The 17,921-nt window shown below is 70.7% G+C and carries 13 protein-coding genes and 1 pseudogene; 8 read left to right on the forward strand and 6 right to left on the reverse strand.

What is annotated here, in order from left to right; translation table 11 throughout:
* Positions 1 to 365 (reverse strand): tectonin domain-containing protein (locus tag ACFWBY_RS02890; protein WP_385336254.1); only part of this gene is annotated, 365 nt, incomplete at its 3' end.
* A 432-nt stretch (positions 366 to 797) separates the two neighbouring features.
* Here ACFWBY_RS02890 and ACFWBY_RS02895 point away from each other — a divergent pair.
* The gene (locus tag ACFWBY_RS02895; RefSeq protein WP_385409618.1) at positions 798 to 3,329 is read left to right on the forward strand and encodes a tetratricopeptide repeat protein; all 2,532 of its coding nucleotides are present in this window, start codon (positions 798 to 800) and stop codon (positions 3,327 to 3,329) included.
* A gap of 113 nt (positions 3,330 to 3,442) precedes the next feature.
* Here ACFWBY_RS02895 and ACFWBY_RS02900 read toward each other — a convergent pair whose 3' ends face one another.
* The 3 genes from ACFWBY_RS02900 to ACFWBY_RS02910 all read right to left on the reverse strand — a co-directional run bounded on the left by ACFWBY_RS02900 (position 3,443) and on the right by ACFWBY_RS02910 (position 6,995).
* Entirely contained in the window at positions 3,443 to 4,036 is a 594-nt protein-coding gene (locus tag ACFWBY_RS02900; protein WP_385336250.1) for an isochorismatase family protein, read from the reverse strand.
* Positions 4,037 to 4,316: 280 nt separating this feature from the next.
* Complete coding sequence (locus tag ACFWBY_RS02905; RefSeq protein ID WP_385336248.1) at positions 4,317 to 5,081, reverse strand: CAP domain-containing protein; 765 nt, start codon at positions 5,079 to 5,081, stop codon at positions 4,317 to 4,319.
* Positions 5,082 to 5,489: 408 nt separating this feature from the next.
* Complete coding sequence (locus tag ACFWBY_RS02910; RefSeq protein ID WP_385336246.1) at positions 5,490 to 6,995, reverse strand: SpoIIE family protein phosphatase; 1,506 nt, start codon at positions 6,993 to 6,995, stop codon at positions 5,490 to 5,492.
* A 329-nt stretch (positions 6,996 to 7,324) separates the two neighbouring features.
* Here ACFWBY_RS02910 and ACFWBY_RS02915 point away from each other — a divergent pair, with 329 nt between their 5' ends.
* Together ACFWBY_RS02915 and ACFWBY_RS02920 are read left to right on the forward strand one after the other, a co-directional pair.
* Positions 7,325 to 7,846 carry a hypothetical protein gene (locus tag ACFWBY_RS02915; RefSeq protein ID WP_385336244.1) on the forward strand — a complete coding sequence of 174 codons (522 nt, stop codon included), beginning with the start codon at positions 7,325 to 7,327 and terminating at the stop codon, positions 7,844 to 7,846.
* 266 nt (positions 7,847 to 8,112) lie between these two features.
* Positions 8,113 to 10,551, forward strand: a complete 2,439-nt coding sequence (locus ACFWBY_RS02920) for an ABC transporter substrate-binding protein (RefSeq protein ID WP_385336242.1) — start codon at positions 8,113 to 8,115, stop codon at positions 10,549 to 10,551.
* Between the two features lie 78 nt (positions 10,552 to 10,629).
* Here the strand turns inward: ACFWBY_RS02920 and ACFWBY_RS02925 are convergent, their stop codons facing one another.
* Positions 10,630 to 11,685, reverse strand: coding sequence for a S1C family serine protease (locus tag ACFWBY_RS02925; RefSeq protein ID WP_385336240.1), 1,056 nt, complete (start codon positions 11,683 to 11,685; stop codon positions 10,630 to 10,632).
* A 210-nt stretch (positions 11,686 to 11,895) separates the two neighbouring features.
* Between ACFWBY_RS02925 and ACFWBY_RS02930 the strand changes: the two genes are divergently transcribed.
* Both ACFWBY_RS02930 and ACFWBY_RS02935 read left to right on the forward strand, forming a co-directional pair.
* Positions 11,896 to 13,155 (forward strand): FAD-dependent oxidoreductase, encoded by a 1,260-nt coding sequence (locus ACFWBY_RS02930; RefSeq protein ID WP_385336238.1) that lies wholly within the window; start codon positions 11,896 to 11,898, stop codon positions 13,153 to 13,155.
* Complete coding sequence (locus ACFWBY_RS02935; protein ID WP_385336236.1) at positions 13,152 to 14,366, forward strand: cytochrome P450; 1,215 nt, start codon at positions 13,152 to 13,154, stop codon at positions 14,364 to 14,366. The genes ACFWBY_RS02930 and ACFWBY_RS02935 overlap by 4 nt, the downstream gene beginning before the upstream one ends.
* Positions 14,367 to 14,430: 64 nt before the next feature.
* Here the strand turns inward: ACFWBY_RS02935 and ACFWBY_RS02940 are convergent, their stop codons facing one another.
* A complete protein-coding gene (locus tag ACFWBY_RS02940) occupies positions 14,431 to 15,165 on the reverse strand; it encodes a translation initiation factor IF-2 (protein WP_385336234.1) in 735 nt (244 codons plus the stop codon).
* A 150-nt stretch (positions 15,166 to 15,315) separates the two neighbouring features.
* Here ACFWBY_RS02940 and ACFWBY_RS02945 point away from each other — a divergent pair, with 150 nt between their 5' ends.
* The 3 genes and pseudogenes from ACFWBY_RS02945 to ACFWBY_RS02955 form a co-directional block, all read left to right on the forward strand.
* Positions 15,316 to 15,981: a TetR/AcrR family transcriptional regulator gene (locus ACFWBY_RS02945; RefSeq protein ID WP_385336232.1), complete on the forward strand. Its 666-nt coding sequence runs from the start codon at positions 15,316 to 15,318 to the stop codon at positions 15,979 to 15,981.
* A gap of 133 nt (positions 15,982 to 16,114) precedes the next feature.
* On the forward strand, positions 16,115 to 17,440 hold the full coding sequence (locus ACFWBY_RS02950; RefSeq protein ID WP_385336230.1) for a lipase family protein: 1,326 nt from the start codon (positions 16,115 to 16,117) through the stop codon (positions 17,438 to 17,440).
* A gap of 104 nt (positions 17,441 to 17,544) precedes the next feature.
* A pseudogene (locus ACFWBY_RS02955) lies at positions 17,545 to 17,793 on the forward strand (response regulator); the annotation flags it as partial.
* Between the last annotated feature and the right edge of the window lie 128 nt (positions 17,794 to 17,921).

Below are 17,921 nucleotides of genomic sequence, written 5' to 3' on the forward strand. Positions count from 1 at the left end.
ATACCGGTCCACGGGTTCGCGTCATGCCCGGTGTACCGGTAGATCTGCCCCGAGGAGTTCACACCCCACACATGGGTCCGCGACCCCACCGAGATGCGGGTCAACCCGCCGGTGACGCCTACCCAGTCGGTGGAGCCCTGGTCCCCGGTGTAGCGGAAGATGCCACCCGCGGAGTTCACGTGCCACACCGTCCCGTCGGCGGCCACACCGATGTCCACCGCCCGCCCCGGGATACCGGTCCACGGGTTCGCGTCATGCCCGGTGTACCGGTAGATCTGCCCCGAGGAGTTCACACCCCACACATGGGTCCGCGACCCCACCGAGATCGTCGTCAGACCACCAGAGATCTGCTTCCAGTCAGCCATGCCTGTGCCCCTTTCACATCGCACGTTGCACCTGGTACATGCGATTCGACTAGGACACCCAAACAGACCCATATACCGATTGACCGCTTAAAATATCCAGAAATCGATGTTTGGGCTGCCCTGTCCCGCCCGGAGCACGGGAAGCGGAAAGTCGGTGCCACATCCCGGAAGGCCGGAAACCTTGTAACCCACATGGACGCGAGCCGCCGCCCTGTGAACCCCTGCCCGCGAGGGTGGCGGCGAGGCAATGGCTGACGGCGCATCACGGGCCGGTGTCGGCCCGCGAGATCCGGAGTCACGCACGTGGTCGGGCGGCCATGATGTGAGTTCCGACCGGGTCGAGGGGGCGTTGGGGTGGCGGGCAGGCGTGCCGTACGGATCGGATCCGCAGTGTCGGGCGGATCCGCGGTGGTAACGATTCTGGTGGCGGTCGTGACGAACTACGTCACGGCGAACCCACCGGAGTGGGCTGAGAGCGGCCCCGTGGTGTGGTCACTGTTCGTCCTTCTGGCTGCTGGTTCGCTCTCCCTCCTGCTGTGGGAGCGGCGCCTCGCCGGTGCGCCGGAGAACGGGCCGCCGGTGACGGACCTGCGGAACATCGCCGCAGGGAGCGGGCACTCCCTGAACCCCCCGGCAACCCCGGCCCTCGTGAGGGGCCGGGACATTGAGCTGGCACGGATCGAGAGGTTGGTACGGGGCCCGGGTGGAGGGATGGTCGTGGTGTGCGGGGCGGGTGGTCTGGGGAAGACCACCGTCGCCGCCGAAGCCGCGAGCCGGGCGCGGGCAGCCGGGAAAGCGGTGGTGTGGATCCGCTGGCGGGAGAATTCGGCTCAGCTCGCCCACGACCTCACCCAAGCCGCACTTGTCCTGGGCCTGCCGGAATCCCGCCTGGAGGAGGCCCGCTCCGGCCGGGCACCCTTGGTCGACGCCGTGTGGGAGCAGCTCGCCTCGGTACCGGGCTGGCTGATCGTGGTGGACAACGTCGACACCCCTTCGCACGTCGGTCCGGGTTCCGAGGAGATCAGTGGGTACCGGGGGTGGCTGCGAGCCGAGGGGGCGGGAGTGCTGCTGATCACCAGCCGCGACACCTCGCCGCAAACCTGGGGATCCGAAGCGGTGCTGATGCAACTCGAACCCTTGACGGACCAGGCAGGAGGCGAGCTACTAATGGACACCACACCCCGCGCCGGCACGAGGCCACAGGCCGAAGCTCTGGCCGTACGGCTGGGTGGAGTACCACTCGCGCTGAACGCCGCGGGAAGCTACTTGTCCGTTCCCACCAGCCGGCACCGTACTTTCACCGCCTACCAGCGCGCCTTGGAAACGGAGTTCGGTGACCTGCTCGGCGCCACCCACCCCCGGGCGGGGGGTGATCCCGAGGTCGCCCGGAGATTGGTCCGCCACACCTGGGACCTCTCGTTGGACCAGCTCCACCGGGAGGGTTACGCCCTCGCCCGCCCGGTCCTCCAGCTCCTTGCCCTGTTCGAGCCTGCTCCCATTCCCCGCGCGCTGATCACCCCTGCCCTGCTGGCGGAGGTGACGGGGTCGGAGGCGACCGCGGCCATGGTGGACGGGGCGTTGGCCGGGCTGCACCGTTACGGGCTCCTCGGCACCGGGCGGACCGCCGAGGACGCCGCGTCTCCGGGACAGCTCCTGTTGCATCCCCTTGTCCGGGAGGTCACCGCCCACACCCTCACCCGCCCGGACCCGGCGGAGGGCTGGCGGACCGCGCTCGCCCGGCACCTCGTCCAAGCCGCCACCGATACCGTCGGCATCCCCGGACGGGAGGGATGGCCCACTGCGCGCCTGCTCGCCCCCCACCTCGGCGCCCTTCTCGACCGGACCTGCGACCAGGACTTCGCCGCGACCCGCCTCGTCCTGAGGGACTTGGGCAACACTCTCTGCGAGGCGGGAGCAGTCTTCGAGGAACTGCTCTTGCGCCAAAACGTCCTCACCGCCACCGATCGCCGGCTCGGAGCCGATCACCCCGACACGCTCACCAGCCACAACAACCTGGCCAACGCACTGCAATCGGCCGGGGAGTACCACCAAGCCGCAGAACTCCACCGGCACATCCTCACCACCTTCGAGCGCACCCTGGGACCCGACCACATCGCCACCCTGGCCAGCCGCAGCAACCTCGCCCTCTCACTCGACAGCATCGGGGAACAGCAACAGGCCGCGGAACTCTACCGACGGGTCCTCAGCGACCGGGAACGCGTTCAGGGGCCCGACCACCCCGACACCCTGGCGAGCCGCAACAACCTGGCCACCGCACTGGACAGCATCGGGGAACACCAGCAGGCCGTAGACCTCCACCGTCGGAACCTCGCCGACCGCGAACGCATCCTGGGACCCGACCACCCCCGGACCCTGGACAGCCGGGAGAACCTTGCCAGCGCGCTGACCGGGCTCGGGGACCACGAACAGGCCGGAGTCCTCTACGGAGGGGTCCTCAGCGACCGGGAACGCATCCAGGGGCCCGACCACCCCGACACCCTCCGAAGCCGCGGCAACGTGGCCATCTCGCTGGACGGCATCGGGGAACACCAGCGGGCCGCGGACCTCCGCCGAGAAAGCCTCACCGACCTCGTACGCATCCTGGGACCCGACCACCCCCAGACTCTGGACAGCCGACACAATCTGGCTCACACCTTCAGCAGCCTCAGGCGACACCAGCAGGCCGCGGACCTCCACCGCCAGAATCTCAGCGACCGCGAACGCGTCCTGGGACCCGACCACCCCGACACCCTCCGCAGCTGCAACGACCTCGCCAATGAGCTCTACTACCTCGGCGAGGACCGGCAGGCCGTCGACCTCTACCGCCGAAACCTCAGCGACCGCGAACGCGTCCTGGGACCCGACCACCCCGACACTCGTGGGAGCCGTCACAACCTCACGACCGCGGAGGCATCCCTCGGCAACGTTTCCTCGAGGCACCGTCGACTGCCGTGGCGACGTTGACGGGCCACGACAGCGGGCCACTCGTCCTTGAGTAAGGCGGGCAGAAGCTCGCGGCAACGCGGCCAGGTGCGGTGGCGGACACCGCGGGCCCGGCACGATCCGAAAGAGACGGCCTAGCTCGGTACCGGTGCCTGGCCGGACGTCTCGATGCCTGCCTGGCGGAAGTCGTCCAGGGTGGAGGCGATGGTTTCGCGGGCGACGCCGACCGAGTAGTCCAGGCGTACCCGGGTGCCGAATCCCGCCGCGGCGGCGTCCAGGGCGGTGGCGCGCACGCAGTGGTCGGTCGCGATGCCCACCACGTCGACGTCCCTCACCCCGCGGGCGCGCAGCCAGTCGGCGAGGGGGGTTCCTTCGGCGTCCGCGCCTTCGAAGCCGCTCTTGGAGGCGCTGTGGGCGCCTTTGAAGAAGACTGCGTGGACCTTGCCGCCCGCGACGGTGGGGGCGAAGTTCGGGTGGAACTCACCGCCTTCGTCCCCGGCCACGCAGTGGACGGGGAAGCTGTCCTTGAAGTCCGGGTTCGCGGAGAAGTGGCTTCCCGGGTCGATGTGGTGGTCCCGGGTGGCCACGACGTACTGGTAGTCACGGTCCGCGCTCTGCTCGACCAGCTCGGCGATCGCGGTAGCGATCTGTGCGCCTCCCGCGACCGGAACGCTGCCTCCTTCGCAGAAGTCCTTCTGCACATCCACGACGATCAAGCCTCGGCTCATCACGAACACCCCTCAGGACGACGGAACGACCCCCGCGTTCTACCGGTCTCCTCACCTCCGACGGAGACACAACGGGCTGAGCTCACCCACACAGCCGAGGACATTCACCGGAGGAACGATTCGCGCGTACGGCAGACCGGAAGCGGTGCGCGGTGCACGCCTCGCCGCGCGGGCACCGCGGACGCGCCGCGGCGCGGGTGGATCCGGGCGGACGGACGCGTGGGGGCGGACGGGTACCGACCACCCTCACGCGTCGTCGTCGGCTGCGGGAGCGGCCGGATCAGCGGGTGGCGCCGAAGTCCTGCGTCCAGTAGTGACCGGGCTGCGCGAGGCCGATGCCGATCTCCTTGACGTTGCAGTCGAGGATGTTCCGCTTGTGGCCCGGGCTGTTCATCCAGCCGTCCATGACCTTGGCGGCGGTGTCGTAGCCGTACGCGACGTTCTCGGCGTAGGTACTCCACTGGTATCCGGCGCGGGTGATCCGCTGGCCCGGGTCGGAGCCGTCGGAGCCGGTGTGGGACATGTTGGAGTGGGCGGCCATGTCCTCACTGTGGTCCTGCGCGGCCTTCGTGAGCTTCCCGTTGACGGTGAGCACGGGGCACCCGACGGCGGCGCGCTCCTTGTTGACGAGCGCGAGGACCTCGGCCACGGCGCCGGAAGGTGCCGCGGAGTCCGTGGGTGCGGGGGTCCCGGCCGGCTCGGCGGGCGGTTCCACCGGCTGCTGCGGCTGGGGCTGTACGGGAGGCGCGGGCTCGGCGGGCGCCTCGGCGACGGGCTGCTCGACGGGCTCGGCGACGGGCTGCTCGACGGGCTCGGCGGGGGCGTCTGCCTCGACCGGGAACTCAACGGGCGGCTGAGCGCCCGGGTCGCCGAGGGGGCCGCCGTGCCAGGGGCGGCTGTGCTGCTGGGCCGCGACGGGCCGCACGGGGCCGGTCTCCTGCGTGTCGAAGCAGGCCATGGCCGTGGTGGGTACGCCCACGAGGGCCAGTGCCCCGACGGCGACGACTATTTTCCTGTGGTGCGACTTCTTACGGTGCTTCTTCATGCGGGACCTCACTCGGTGATCGCGAAGCTCCCGGCGCCGGACCGCGAAGGCGCCGGAGGAGTCGCCATTCTTAGAAGCCCGGCAGCGGCCTGGCAAGCCTCCGCCGCCGAGCCGTGGAGGAGGTCCGGGACGCGGCTTGAATCGGCCGGAAGATCGTGCATTCCCCCGTCGCGGCCGCTACGGCACGCGTCTGGCTCACCGCCAGAACCGCTCCCCGTAAGCCAGGTTGGAGCGCGGGAAACAGGAGCTCCGGATTCCTTTTCTGGCGGAGTACGGCATGTCATTACCAAACAGGCACATATGGCGACATGCGGACAGGTCGAGGATCACCGTGGGGGCCGCCGGGCCGACGTGCGGGCCGTGACGCATATCACGACCCCGAGGGGGAACCGGACCTCTCCGACGTACTCACGTCCCAGCCTGTCCTGCCGTCGGTGTGGCTCGGGCGATGAGCAGGGCCACGTCGTCGTGGTCGCCTGGGTGGCGCATGGAATTCAGGAGCTGGTCGCAGGTGTCGTCCAGTGAGCGGTGGGGATCGAGGGCATCGAGGAGAACTTCGAGGCGGGTGTCGATCGGCTCGTCGCGGGTCTCGACCAGGCCGTCGGTGTAGAGGACGAGCTGGTCGCCCGCCCCGATGGTGAGGCTGGTGGTGTGGAAGGCAACGCCGCAGCCGCCCAGCGGCGCGCCGGTGGGCAGGTCGAGGAGCTCGCGGGTGCCGTCCGGGTGGAGGAGGACGGGCGGCAGGTGCCCGGCGAGCGAGAGGTGACACTGCGCCGTTTGGGGGTCGTAGACGGCATAAACGCAGGTCGCGAGGGTGTCGAGACCCTCGGTGACATGGTCGAGGTGGTACAGGACCTGGGCGGGGTCGAGATCGAGATCGGCCAGCGTCCGGGTCGCGGTGCGCAGCTGGCCCATGGTGGCTGCGGCTGCGACTCCGCTGCCCATGACGTCGCCGACGACGAGGGCGGTCTTGTCGCCGCTGAGGGGAATCACGTCGAACCAGTCGCCGCCGATCTCCATGGTGGCCTGGGCCGGCCGGTAGCGGGTGGCCACTTCCAGGCCCGGCCGCCGCGGTGGCGTGTGGGGCAGCAGGCTGTGCTGGAGGGTGAGGGCGGTGTGGCGCTGCTCCTCGACGGCGCGGTGGCGCTCGGTGACGTCCACACTGGCGGTGGCCACGCCCAGCACGGTTCCGCTGGGGGTTTCGAGTCGGTAGAACGAGATCGACCAGGCGTGATCGTGGTCCGGGTCGGCCGCAGTACGGCCGACGGTGTACTGGTCCACGATCGGCACGCCGGTGGCCAGGACCTCGTGCATCGCCGCTTCGAAAGACGCGTCCACGGCGGGCAGCACCTCGTGGACGTGCCGTCCGACGTGGTCGGCGGCCGGCACCCCGTTCAGGCGCTCCTCCGCGGGGTTGACCGAGACGTACCGTAGGTCGGTGTCCAGCACGCCCAGCCCGATCGGCGACTGGGCCACCAGCCGGGCGGACAGTGCCAGGTCCCGTTCGACCTGCCGTACGGTCGCCTGGTCCGCGGCCAGGCCCAGGGCGTAGTACTCCTCCTGGGAGTCCAGCAGCCGCATGTTGCGGAACTCGATCATGCGCGTGCTGCCGTCCTTGTGCCGGATGGGAAAGGTGCCGGCCCAGTTGCCCTTGCCTTCCATGACCTTGGCGAACATGTCCAGCACGACCGCCAGGTGCTCTTCGTGGATCAGCAAGCGGCCCGCGAACTCGCCGAGTGCCTCCTCGGCGGTGTAGCCGAACAGGTCCTCGGCCTGCGGGCTCCACAGGTCGATCCTGCCTTCGGAGTCGAGGAGAACGGCTGCGACGCCCAGCACGTCGAGCAGGCCGCCCGGCCCGGACGCAGCGGCCCGCGCCCCGTCGGCATCGCCCTGCAAAGGCTCGATCGCACCCATACTCCGGACTCCTTCCGGCCGTGTAAGGCCGCAGCCTCCTGCCGGGCCGGGGCCGTGTACCGCGGCCTCCGTGCTCACGACCATCCCATCGTCCCCCGTCCACTGGCCGTACGTGCGCGCCACGCGGCCGTCCGTGCGCGCCACGCTGCTGAGGACAGCTCGTGGCGCCACGACCGGAAACGCAAGCGCCGGCGCTGAGCGGGCCCGCCGCCGTTCGGGGCCGCGTCATGGTCTCGATGAGTGACGATTGATTACGTTATGTGTCTATTCGGAGGGCGACGGGGATGTTCGGTCGGGACAGCAGACCTGCAGTCTCGGAGAGGAATGACATGAAGAAGCTCGCTTGGACCGCACGAGGGATTTCGGCGGTGTCGGGGGCCTTGCTCCTCGGAACGCTCGTGGCGCCGTCCGCGGCCGCCAGCGGAGGCATGGACCCGACCCCCCAGGAGAAGAAGTCCTCCGAGTCCAAGGACGGCCAGCGGGACGAGCACAAGAAGAAGTGCTCCACGTCGCGCGACATCAGTACCGCCGCGCCGGACTTCGTCAACTTTCCCACCGGAGTGATCTTCCGCGTCGCGACCGACCGGCAGGGACACGCCTTCCTCAACGACAGCCGGAATCCGGGCGTGTGGATCAACCTCGGGCTCCTCGCCAACGCCCCGAAGTGCGTCACGGACACCGCGGCATCGGTCACCGAAGCCAACCCCGGGTACCTCTACGTCAGCCTTCTGGGCAAGGACGGGGAGCTCCACCAGGCCCGGTGCGACACGTCCTCCACGCCGTTCACCCCGGCGAACCTGCCGGGCGCGTGCGGCACCGGCTTCGTGCCCGTCGAGGACACCCCCGTATAGGCGGATCGCGGCGTGTGTCGGGGGCGCGGTTGCCCGCGCCCCCTTTTCGTTCGGGGATGGACCAGGCGGTGCCCACCGATCAACCGGCTCTCCCGGCCCGGCAGCGTGCCCGCGGGCCCGGGAGGGCGGGGTGAAGGCCCCGGCGAGCCCCGGGGCGAGCAGCTGCGCCGCGTTCCCCGCCGGGTACGCCGTGCCCCCGTCACCGTGGGCGGGATCAAGCCATGCTTCCGTCACCTGATCGGCTCAGCAGGACCTAGAGTGTGCGCGTGACCGAGCAGAATCCCGAACTCATCGCCGGCCGGTACCAGCTGGTCGAACGCATCGGCCAGGGCGGTATGGGCCGGGTCTGGCGTGGCGTCGACCACCAGCTCTTCGGACGCGAGGTCGCCGTCAAGGAGATCCTCTTCCCCCCGGGTATGGACGACGGCGACCGCGCCGCGCTGCTCCGGCGGTTCACCGGCGAAGCCCGCGCGGCGGTCACTCTCAGCCACCCCGGGATCATCACCATCCATGACGTCGTGGAGCACCAGGGTGCCCCCGTCATCGTCATGGAGCTGATCCGCGGACAGTCCCTTGCCGACGCCATCCGCAGCCGGGGCCGGCTGCCCGTGCAGCGGGTGGCGGAGATCGGCGCCGCCATGCTCGACGCGCTGGCCGAGGCGCACGGGGCGCGGATCGTCCACCGCGACATCAAGCCGGACAACGTGCTCCTGACCAAGGACCGCGTCGTCCTCACCGACTTCGGCATCGCCCACCTCGCCGACGCCACGACCAAGCTGAGCCACAGCGGGATCGTCATCGGCACGCCGCAGTACATGCCGCCGGAGCAGCTGGAGGGCAAGCGCCCGACGCCCGCCAACGACCTGTGGGCGCTCGGCGCCACCCTTTACCACGCCGTCGAAGGGCACCCGCCGTTCGCGGCGGAGGGCCTCCACGCCCTCGCCGTGGCCGTGTTCACCCGCCCCCACCGGCCTCCGGTCCATGCCGGCCCACTGGCGCCCGTGCTGGACGCGCTCCTCGCCAAGGACCCGGCGCGGCGCGTGGGCGCCGCGGAAGCGGCGGAGATGCTGGCGTCGGTGCTGCGGTCCTCCCCGGCCCGGGCCGACACGTCCGCCGGGCACGGCCCGGGGCACGAGCCCGCGCCGGAACGCGAGCCCGGGCCCACTCCCCCACCCACGCCGGATCCGAGGGCGACCCCCGTACCGGCACCGGACGCGGCGGCGGAGCACGCTCCCGCTCCGAGGGCGCCGGAGCAGGGACCGTCGACGACGCCGTCACCGCGGACCCCCACGGTCCTGGACTCCGGCTCCGACGCCGGCACCCCGCGGCGCCCGGTGCCGGACCGGCCGACGGGCCCGCCCGTGCCCGTGCCTCCGGCCGAGGACCCGGTCACGCTCCGGGTGACGGCCGAAGTGGAGCACGGTGGGCGGGTGTCCGCCCGGAGGCGGGCCCTCACCCGGCGCTCCGTGGTCCTGGGCGCGGCACTGGCCACGCTCGCCACCGGCTCCGTCCTGACCTGGACCCTCACCCGTGACGACGACTCCCCCCACGGCGGCGGGGTGACCGGCAGCGGATCGGGGGCCTCCTCCGTCACGGTGGTGATCGGGGTGGACGCGCCCCTCAGCGGCGGGCTGTCCCCGATGGGCGTCGGCGTCAAGAACTCCGCCGACCTGGCGGCCAGGACCGCCAACGAAACCCGGCACGTCCCCGGAGTGAACTTCGAGATCGAGGCCCTGGACGACGGGGCCGACCCCGCCAAGGGCGGCCCCAACGCCGCCCGGTTCGTGTCCGACGAGAAGGTGCTGGGGATCGTCGGACCCCTCAACTCCGGTGTCGCCCGGACGCTGGTGGCACCGCTCGCGCGGGCGGGCGTGGTCAACGTGTCACCGGGCAACACCGACCCCGTGCTGACGCTGGGTCCCGACTGGGCCGCCGGCACCACGTCCCGTCCACACTCCACCTACTTCCGCACCGTCGCCACGGACGTCGACCAGGGGCCGTTCGCCGCCCGGTACCTGCACCGCGAGGCGAAGAAGACCAAGCTGTACGTGGTCGACGACGCGAGCGCCCACGGCACGGCCCTCACCTCCGGTTTCACGGCCGAGTTCACGAAGCTCGGCGGGACCGTCGTCGGTACCGAGCAGGTCGATCCCGCGGAGCGCGCCTTCGCGGGCCTGGCCGAGAGGGTGCGGTCCTCGGGCGCCGACGCCGTCTACTTCGGCGGCTACTACGACACCGCGGCGCCGATCTCCCAGCAGCTCAAGGAGGCGGGGGTGAGCGCCCCGCTGATGGGCGGCGACGGAATCTTCGACCAGCAGTACCTGACCGGGAACCCGAAGGCCGAGGGCGACCTCGCGACCAACATCGGCGTACCCGCCGAGGGGTCGGCGGCAGGGCAGGACTTCCTCGCCCGGTACGGGAAGGCGGGCTACCCGGAGGCAGCCGGCTGGTACGGCCCCTATGCCTACGACGCGACCTGGACCCTCATCGAGGCGGTGAAGGCCGTCGTGACGGCCAACGGCGGCACCCTTCCCCGCGACGCCCGGGCGAAACTGCCGCAGGCCGTGGCGGGGCTGGGCTTCGACGGTGTCACGGGGCGCGTCGCCTTCGACGGGAACGGCGACGCGGTCAACCGCAGGCTGACGGTGTACACGGTGAACGGCGGCAGCTGGTCGACCGTGACGAGCGGCCCCGCGCCCCGCTGACGCCCTTCGGCGCGACGCGCGACGCGCGACGCCAACCCTCAGGCCACTGCCGCCCGACCTCCGTCGCCGAGGCGTCCTCTACGGACTGTCCGCCAACACCACGTTGGCACTCCACGCCTCGCCGAACGTGTGGCCTGCCGCGCCGACCCCTGCGTGGAGACCTTCGAGCTTCAGCGTGTCGCCCACTGCGGCAGGCTCGAGGACATCACACAGCTCGGGGAACGAGGAAACGCCCTCCCCGTTCACTTTGGTGATCACGGCGCCTTGTTGGACACCCGCCTTTTCGGCCGGAGAGCCCTTACGGACATCGAAAACGAACAAACCTTCTATTCCCGCATCTTGAAGACGCTTCTGTGCGGCCTGTGATGCACCTTTATCAAGCCCGGAAACCGCAGCATCCCCCGCAAGATTGGGGTCCGATACCGCACGGATCCACCAGCCGGGATCATTCTTCATCGCACCGGCAGCCAGGGCAGGAATCTCGGCCGTCACCTGATCGCTGCTTATGGCAGCAGACACTTTGTCTTGCTTTATCGAGAGCCCGGTGTTGATGCCGATCACTTCACCCCCACTATTCAGCACCGGCCCCCCTGCCTCGACACCTTCCGTGGAATGGTAGATCAGGGAGGGATAGTCGGGAGTGGACTGGAAAACAATTCTTCCGCCCGGCTCCTCCTCCGCCTTGCCGGCGAGAGCTACAACATCCGCCTTTGGAGTGCCCGCACCCCGGTAGCCGAGAGAGGTGACGGCGTCACCGTCGAATACCTTGTCGCTATCCCCGAACTGCAAGTCTCTCAGACCCGCTTGCGGATTGGTGAGCTTGAGCACGGCCAGGTCCTGACAGAGGTCACTTCCCAGCAACCGGGCAGAAGCCTCCGGCTTACCGGCTACGAGCGCCTTCAGGTCGCTTTGCGCCGCAGTGATGTACGCCGTGGTGACGATAAGCCCTTTGTCGGCATCGTAAAGGAAGCCAGTACCGGATCCGACATCACCCAGCACTTGGACGACAGCCGCCTCGGCTTGCTCGGGGTTTCCGGGGGAGGGCTCGCGCGCTGTCGCACCGGTAGCCCCGGTAGCCCCGCACATTGCGATCAAGAGGGTTGACGCCACGACAAGATTGCTGTGTCTACTCATTGACGGGTCACCTGTCCGCGCCCCCCGGTAACCCCCCTGGGCAGCATGTCCGATGTGGCACGCGACGACCGCTTCTTCTTTCACCGTAGTCCCCCGGCCCCGGGGTGTCCTGGCAAACGGCCGACGCACGGGGCGCTACCGCAACCGCGGCCCCTGGTGGGGTATACGTCGTCTTGGCCTTACCCGATGCCGGCGAAGGGAGTGGTTGCCGTGGAGCGTACGGCCTGCTGTGTGGTGGGAGGCGGGCCCGCCGGGATGGTACTGGCCCTGCTGCTGGCCCGGGCCGGGGTGGAGGTCACCGTGCTGGAGAAGCACGGCGACTTCCTTCGCGACTTCCGCGGCGACACCGTGCACCCGTCCACCCTGTCGCTGCTGGACGACATCGGCCTCGCCGAGCGGTTCGCGGCGCTGCCGCAGCGGCGGGTGACGTCGGTGCAGCTGCCCATCGGGCCGGACCGCTCCCTCGTCACGGTCGGGAACATCGGGGCGCTGCACGGGAAGTACAACTACATCGCGATGGTGCCGCAGTGGGACCTGCTCGACCTGCTCGCCGACGAGGCGGCCAAGGAGCCTTCCTTCCGGCTGCGCATGGACACCGAGGCGACGTCCTTCCTGATGGAACGCGGCCGGGTGGCGGGCGTGCGGTACCGCACCCCGGACGGCACCACCGGTGAGCTCAGGGCCACGCTCACGGTGGCCTGCGACGGCCGCGGATCCTTCGCCAGGGCGCTCCCCGAGCTCGGCCTGGAGGGCTTCCCGTGCCCGATGGACGCCTGGTGGTTCCGGCTACCGCGCCACGAGGGCGATCCCAGCGGGCTCGTGGGAGGCCTGGGCGAGCGGTTCTTCAGCGCGCTCATCGACCGCGGCGACTACTGGCAGTGCGCGGGGCTCATCCCCAAGGGGACGGACGCCGAGCGCCGCGCCGAAGGCCTGGACCGGTTCATGGCCCAGTTCGCGCAGGCCGTCCCGTGGCTGGCCGACCGGGCGCACTCGGTCGCCTCCTGGGACGAGGTCAAGCTGCTCGACGTGCGGCTGGACCGGCTGTGCCGCTGGCACCGGCCGGGGCTGCTGTGCATCGGCGACGCCGCCCATGCCATGTCGCCGGTCTTCGGCATCGGCATCAACCTCGCCGTACAGGACGCGGTGGCCGCCGCCCGCCACCTCGTGGGACCGTTGCGCGCGGGGACCGTAGGGCTTCACGACGTACGCCGCGTACAGCGCCGCCGCATGCCCACGACGGTGGTGACCCAGGGCCTGCAACGCCTGGCCCATGCCCAGGTCATCGAGCCTCTGCTGGCCGGGCGCGCCGCGTTCGGCCATCCGCAGCGGGCGAAGCGGCTGACGGAGCTCGTCACCGACTCGCGGTGGCTGAACCGGGTACCGGCCTACTTCATCGGGTACGGAGCGCTGCGCGAGCGGCCGCCGGCGGAATCGATGCGCAGCGGCTCCAAGGTGCGGGGGGCGTCATGAGCGAGGGACCGGTCCTCCTCCCCTACGCCGACCCGGCCTTCGTCGCGGACCCGTTCCCGCTGTACCGGCAGCTGCGCGAGGACGGCCCGGTCCGCCGGGTCGTCATCGCGGGCGGCCTGGAGGCCTGGCTCGTCACCCGCTACGAGGACGGGCTCTCGGCCCTGTCCGACTCCCGCCTCAGCAGCGATGTGCGCGACGCCTCGGACACCCGGCTCCTGGAGCAGCTGCCCGACACGGAGCGGGAGGCGATGCTGGGCAACATGCTGCGCAGCGATCCGCCCGACCACACGCGGCTGCGCCGCCTGGTCTCCAAGGCGTTCACCGCCCACCGCGTGGCCGAGATGCGGCCGCGGATCCAGGCCGTCACCGACCGGTTGCTGGACGCGGTCGTGGCGGCCGGCCGCGCCGACCTCGTCGCGGACTTCGCGCTGCCGCTCCCGGTCACGGTGATCAGCGAACTGCTCGGGGTGCCGGTGGACGAGCGGCACGAGTTCCAGCACTGGACCGAGCGCATGATCATGCGGGGCGCGGAGCCGCCGGACCCCGCCGTGGTGAACGAGGCGTGGCAGCACATGCGCGCGTACGTCGCCGGGCTCATCCGCGCCAAGCGGGCGGACCCCGGCGGTGACCTGCTCAGCGCCCTCATCGCCGCCCGGGACGAGGAACAGCGGCTGACCGAGGACGAGCTCGTCGCGATGGTGTTCCTGCTGCTGGCCGCCGGCTACATCACCACGGTCAACCTGATCGCCGGCGGCATCGCCGTGCTGCTCGCCCATCCCGACCAGCTCGACCTGCTGCGCTCCGATCCCGGTCTACTGCCGGGCGCGATCGAGGAGTTCCTCCGCTACGACGGCCCCGTCAGCCCCGGGATCGCCCGCTTCGCGCGCGAGGAGCTGGAGATCGCGGGCGTGCGTATCCCACGGGGCGCGACCGTGCTGATCGGCTCGGCCGTCGCCGACCGGGACCCTGGGCGGTTCCCGGATCCCGACCGCCTGGACATCACCCGGCCGGACAACGCCCACCTGGCGTTCGGGCACGGCATCCACTACTGCCTGGGCGCTCCGCTGGCCCGCCTGGAGGGCCGGATCGCCATCGGCACCGCCCTGCGGCGCCTACCCGGCCTCGCCCTCGCGGTCCCCCCGGCGGAGATCCCCTGGCGCCCCGGAGGCCTGCGCGGCCCCCTGACCCTGCCGGTGACGTTCACCCGCTGACCACCCATCGCGGTCGTGAGCACGTGCCGGGGCGGTGGCTCTTCCCTGGAGCCGGGCAACCCGTTCAGTGCGGTGCCGGCTTCGGGTCCAGGGCGTTGCCGACGCTGCAGCCGCCTTCTCCGGGCATCCGCTGGATCCGGGGCGGCACCCAGACTTTGGTGGCGCCGGGGCCCACGCGGGCCAGAAGGCAGTCCTGCGCGTCGAAGCCGTTGCCCTTGACCGACAGGAGAACGCCGACCCGGCCGCCGTCCGCCTTCACCTCGGTACGGATCGCCGGATCCAGGTTCAGGGCGGCGAGCGTACGGCGCACCTCGGCCTCGTCCACCCGGCCGCCCTCCGGCACGCGCGGAAGTTTCGCTTCGAGCGCCTCGTACGGCAGCCGGGGCGGTTCGGGTGGCGGGGCGAAGGTCAGCGGAGGGTCGTCCGGGCAGTCCACGTCACGGGGATCCTCACTCCACTCCGTCTTGGGCGACACCCGCACGGAGAAGCAGCGCCCCACGACGACCTCCTCAGGGCCGAGCCATCCTTTGTACGCCGTGCCGGACGTGCGGACGACCACGTGGACGCCGTCCCCGTCGTGTGTCGAGGTACCCGTCATCCGCAGTACCTCCACTCCGTCGATGCCCGCGGCGGAGCGCCCGACCTCCTCCGCCGTGCGCGGACGCTGGCCGTAGAGCCGCTCGCCCGCCTTCCTGGCCACCTCCCGCGCGGCGTCCGTCGCCTCGTCTTCTGGGGACTGGAACACCCCGCAGCCGACGGTGAGGAGCAACAGCGGGGCGAGGAGCAGCAGTCGGCGCATGCGTCCACCCTTCCTGCGCCGCGCGCGGCGGGCAATCGCTCGCGTACTCAGACCGGCGTAGGTGATCGTACTCAGCCGGTGTTCGATCCGTTTCACCGCTGTCCGTCGCACCCCTCGAAAGAAAAGGTGAACTCGACTAGCGTTTCGCACATGGACCCCGAGCGTGCCGCACGGCTCGACAACATCCGTACGCCGCGCGGCCGTTACGCGAAGGGCGTCCGCCGCCGCAACGAGATCCTGGCGGTGGCTCTGGAGGTCTTCGCGATGCTCGGCGAGAAGGGCGCGCTGATCAAGGAGATCGCCGACCGCATGAGCATGTCCCAGGCCGGCGTCCTGCGCTACTTCGGTTCGCGTGAGGGCTTGTTGATCTGGGCCCTGGCCGAGCGGGACAGGCTCGCCAAGGAGCGAGTCGCCCAGGAGTCCTACGGAGACCCGATCTCGCCGATGGCCGCGACGTTGCGCCGCAGCGGCGATGTGGCAGGACTGGTGCGCCTGTACGTGAGCATGGCGGCCGCATCCGGTTTCCCCGACCACCCGGCGCGCGACTTCTTCGAGGTCCGCAACGGCGACATCCTCGTCTCCCTGCGCGACGGCCTCACCGAACTGCAACGCGAGGGCCGCCTTCGCCCCGACGTCACGCCCGACGCGATCGCCCGGCTGGCCCTCGCCGCAGCGGACGGCATCCAGCACCAGTGGCTGCTCGACCCCTCCGTGGACATGGGGGGCGTCATCGACACCATCGTCGCCCTGGTCGTGGACGTCACCTCGCATCCCGAGGGATCGGCCGTCGAGGCGCACGGGCCGCCGCCTCCCTGACGCACAACGCCGCAACCCGTACGCCGCAACCCGGACGAACGGCCGCACCGCGCGGCCCGGAACCGCTCCGCCCAGGTCAGAGCCTCCATCCGGCGGCGCCGAACGGCAGCCGCGTACGCAGAGGAGATCGTCCTTGACGCACGGACAGAGCCGCCTCCCCGGCACCATGCGAACGGTTCCCCTCCCGCCGAGCACGCCTCCGTGCCCGCAGAACGGACGCGGTGGTCGTGCACAGGCGTTGGTCCGGGCGTCCCGCTGGGCCGTCACCTGCGCGATCGTCGCGGTACTGGCGATGTCGGGCTGCAGCCGAGCCGGCGACGACCGGCCCCCGGAGGGACGGGCCTCGGCCACGCCGGTACCCGAGGGCGACGCGTTCTACGACCCGCCGAGTCCGCTGCCCGCGGGCAAGCCCGGCACGGTGATCCGCCAACGCCCCTTCACGCCGTCGGAAGCGAGGCTGACGCTGCCGTCGCGCACCTTCCTCGTGATGTACCTGAGCACCGGGACCGACGGCAGGCCGGTGGCCGCGAGTGGACTGGTGACCGTTCCGGACGGCCCCGCACCCACCGGGGGACGGCCTGTTGCCGCCGTGGACCACGGCACGATGGGAATCGGTGCGACGTGCACCCCGTCCCGGATGCCCGGCTTCGCCGGGCTGGAGGACACGAGTCCGGTCGCGAAACTCCTCGCGCGTGGATTCGTCGTCGTGCAGCCCGACTACATCGGTCTGGGAGTGACCGGGGTCAGGCACCCGTACCTCAACGGCAAGTCCGCCGCCTACGCCACTCTCGACATCCTCCGTGCCGCTCGCGGGATCGACCCGGGAGCGAGCACGACATCGCTCGTCTACGGCGGATCACAGGGCGGGCACGCGGCGCTGTGGAGCGCGCACTACGCCGATGAGTACGCTCCCGACCTCGACCTCAAGGGCGTGGTCGCCAACGCGCCGGCGGTCGGATTCGAGTGGATGCCCGCCCTGTTCGCCCAGCAGAGCGCGATAGCCACCCCCTACGCCGGAATGCTGCTGCTGCTCATGAACGGGGCCTCGGCAGCCGACCCGGCGGTCAAGCCCGCCGAACTCCTCACCCCCGAAGGGCTGGCCGCCGCGGACCGCATGTGGACGGAATCCTGCATCGTCGGCGACACCGTGGTCCCGCCCGCCGAGGGCATCCTCCGGCCCGGCGCCGATCTGGGGCCGCTGAACGCCGCCCTCAAGGCCAGCGCCGGCAACGAGGTCACCACCAAGGTCCCGGTGCTGTTGCCGCAGGGTGGAAACGATGTGCTGAGCAGCCTCAACCAGGCGCTCGCCCGGCAGCTGTGCGACAAGGGCGTGACCCTGGAGTTCAAGCACTACGCCGACCAGGGGCACACCATCGGCGACGGTCCGCTGGACGACGCGATCGCCTGGATGGACGCCCGGTACGTCGGGACGCCGATGGGCGCGAGCTGCGAGTTCTGAGCGGTCGACGAGGGTGGCGCCGGCCGCACCGCCATGCGGTGGTGCCACCCACCCCTGCGGTTTTCGATACGTCGGCGATATGCGGCGACTCGTACCCTCGGATCATGCGAGTGCTGATCGTCGAGGACGAGCCCTATATGGCAGAAGCCATCCGCGATGGCCTGCGTCTGGAAGCGATCGCGTCCGACATCGCCGGTGACGGTGACACCGCTTTGGGACTGCTGAGCGTCAACGCCTACGACATCGCCGTCCTCGACCGCGACATTCCCGGTCCTTCCGGCGACGAGATCGCCCAACACATCGTCGCCTCCGGCAGCGGAATGCCGATCCTCATGCTCACCGCCGCCGACCGGCCGGTCGCGCGGACACCGGCTCGGGTTCCCGGCGCGCGCATCTGCGCCGGGCGCTCCGCAGTCTCTCCGGGCCGGAGCCGTGGAAGCGCGGCCCGGTGCTCGCGGCGCTGGGGACGGCCCTCGGCCTG

It is taken from the genome of Streptomyces sp. NPDC060049, assembly GCF_042736715.1.
GTDB lineage: Bacteria > Actinomycetota > Actinomycetes > Streptomycetales > Streptomycetaceae > Streptomyces.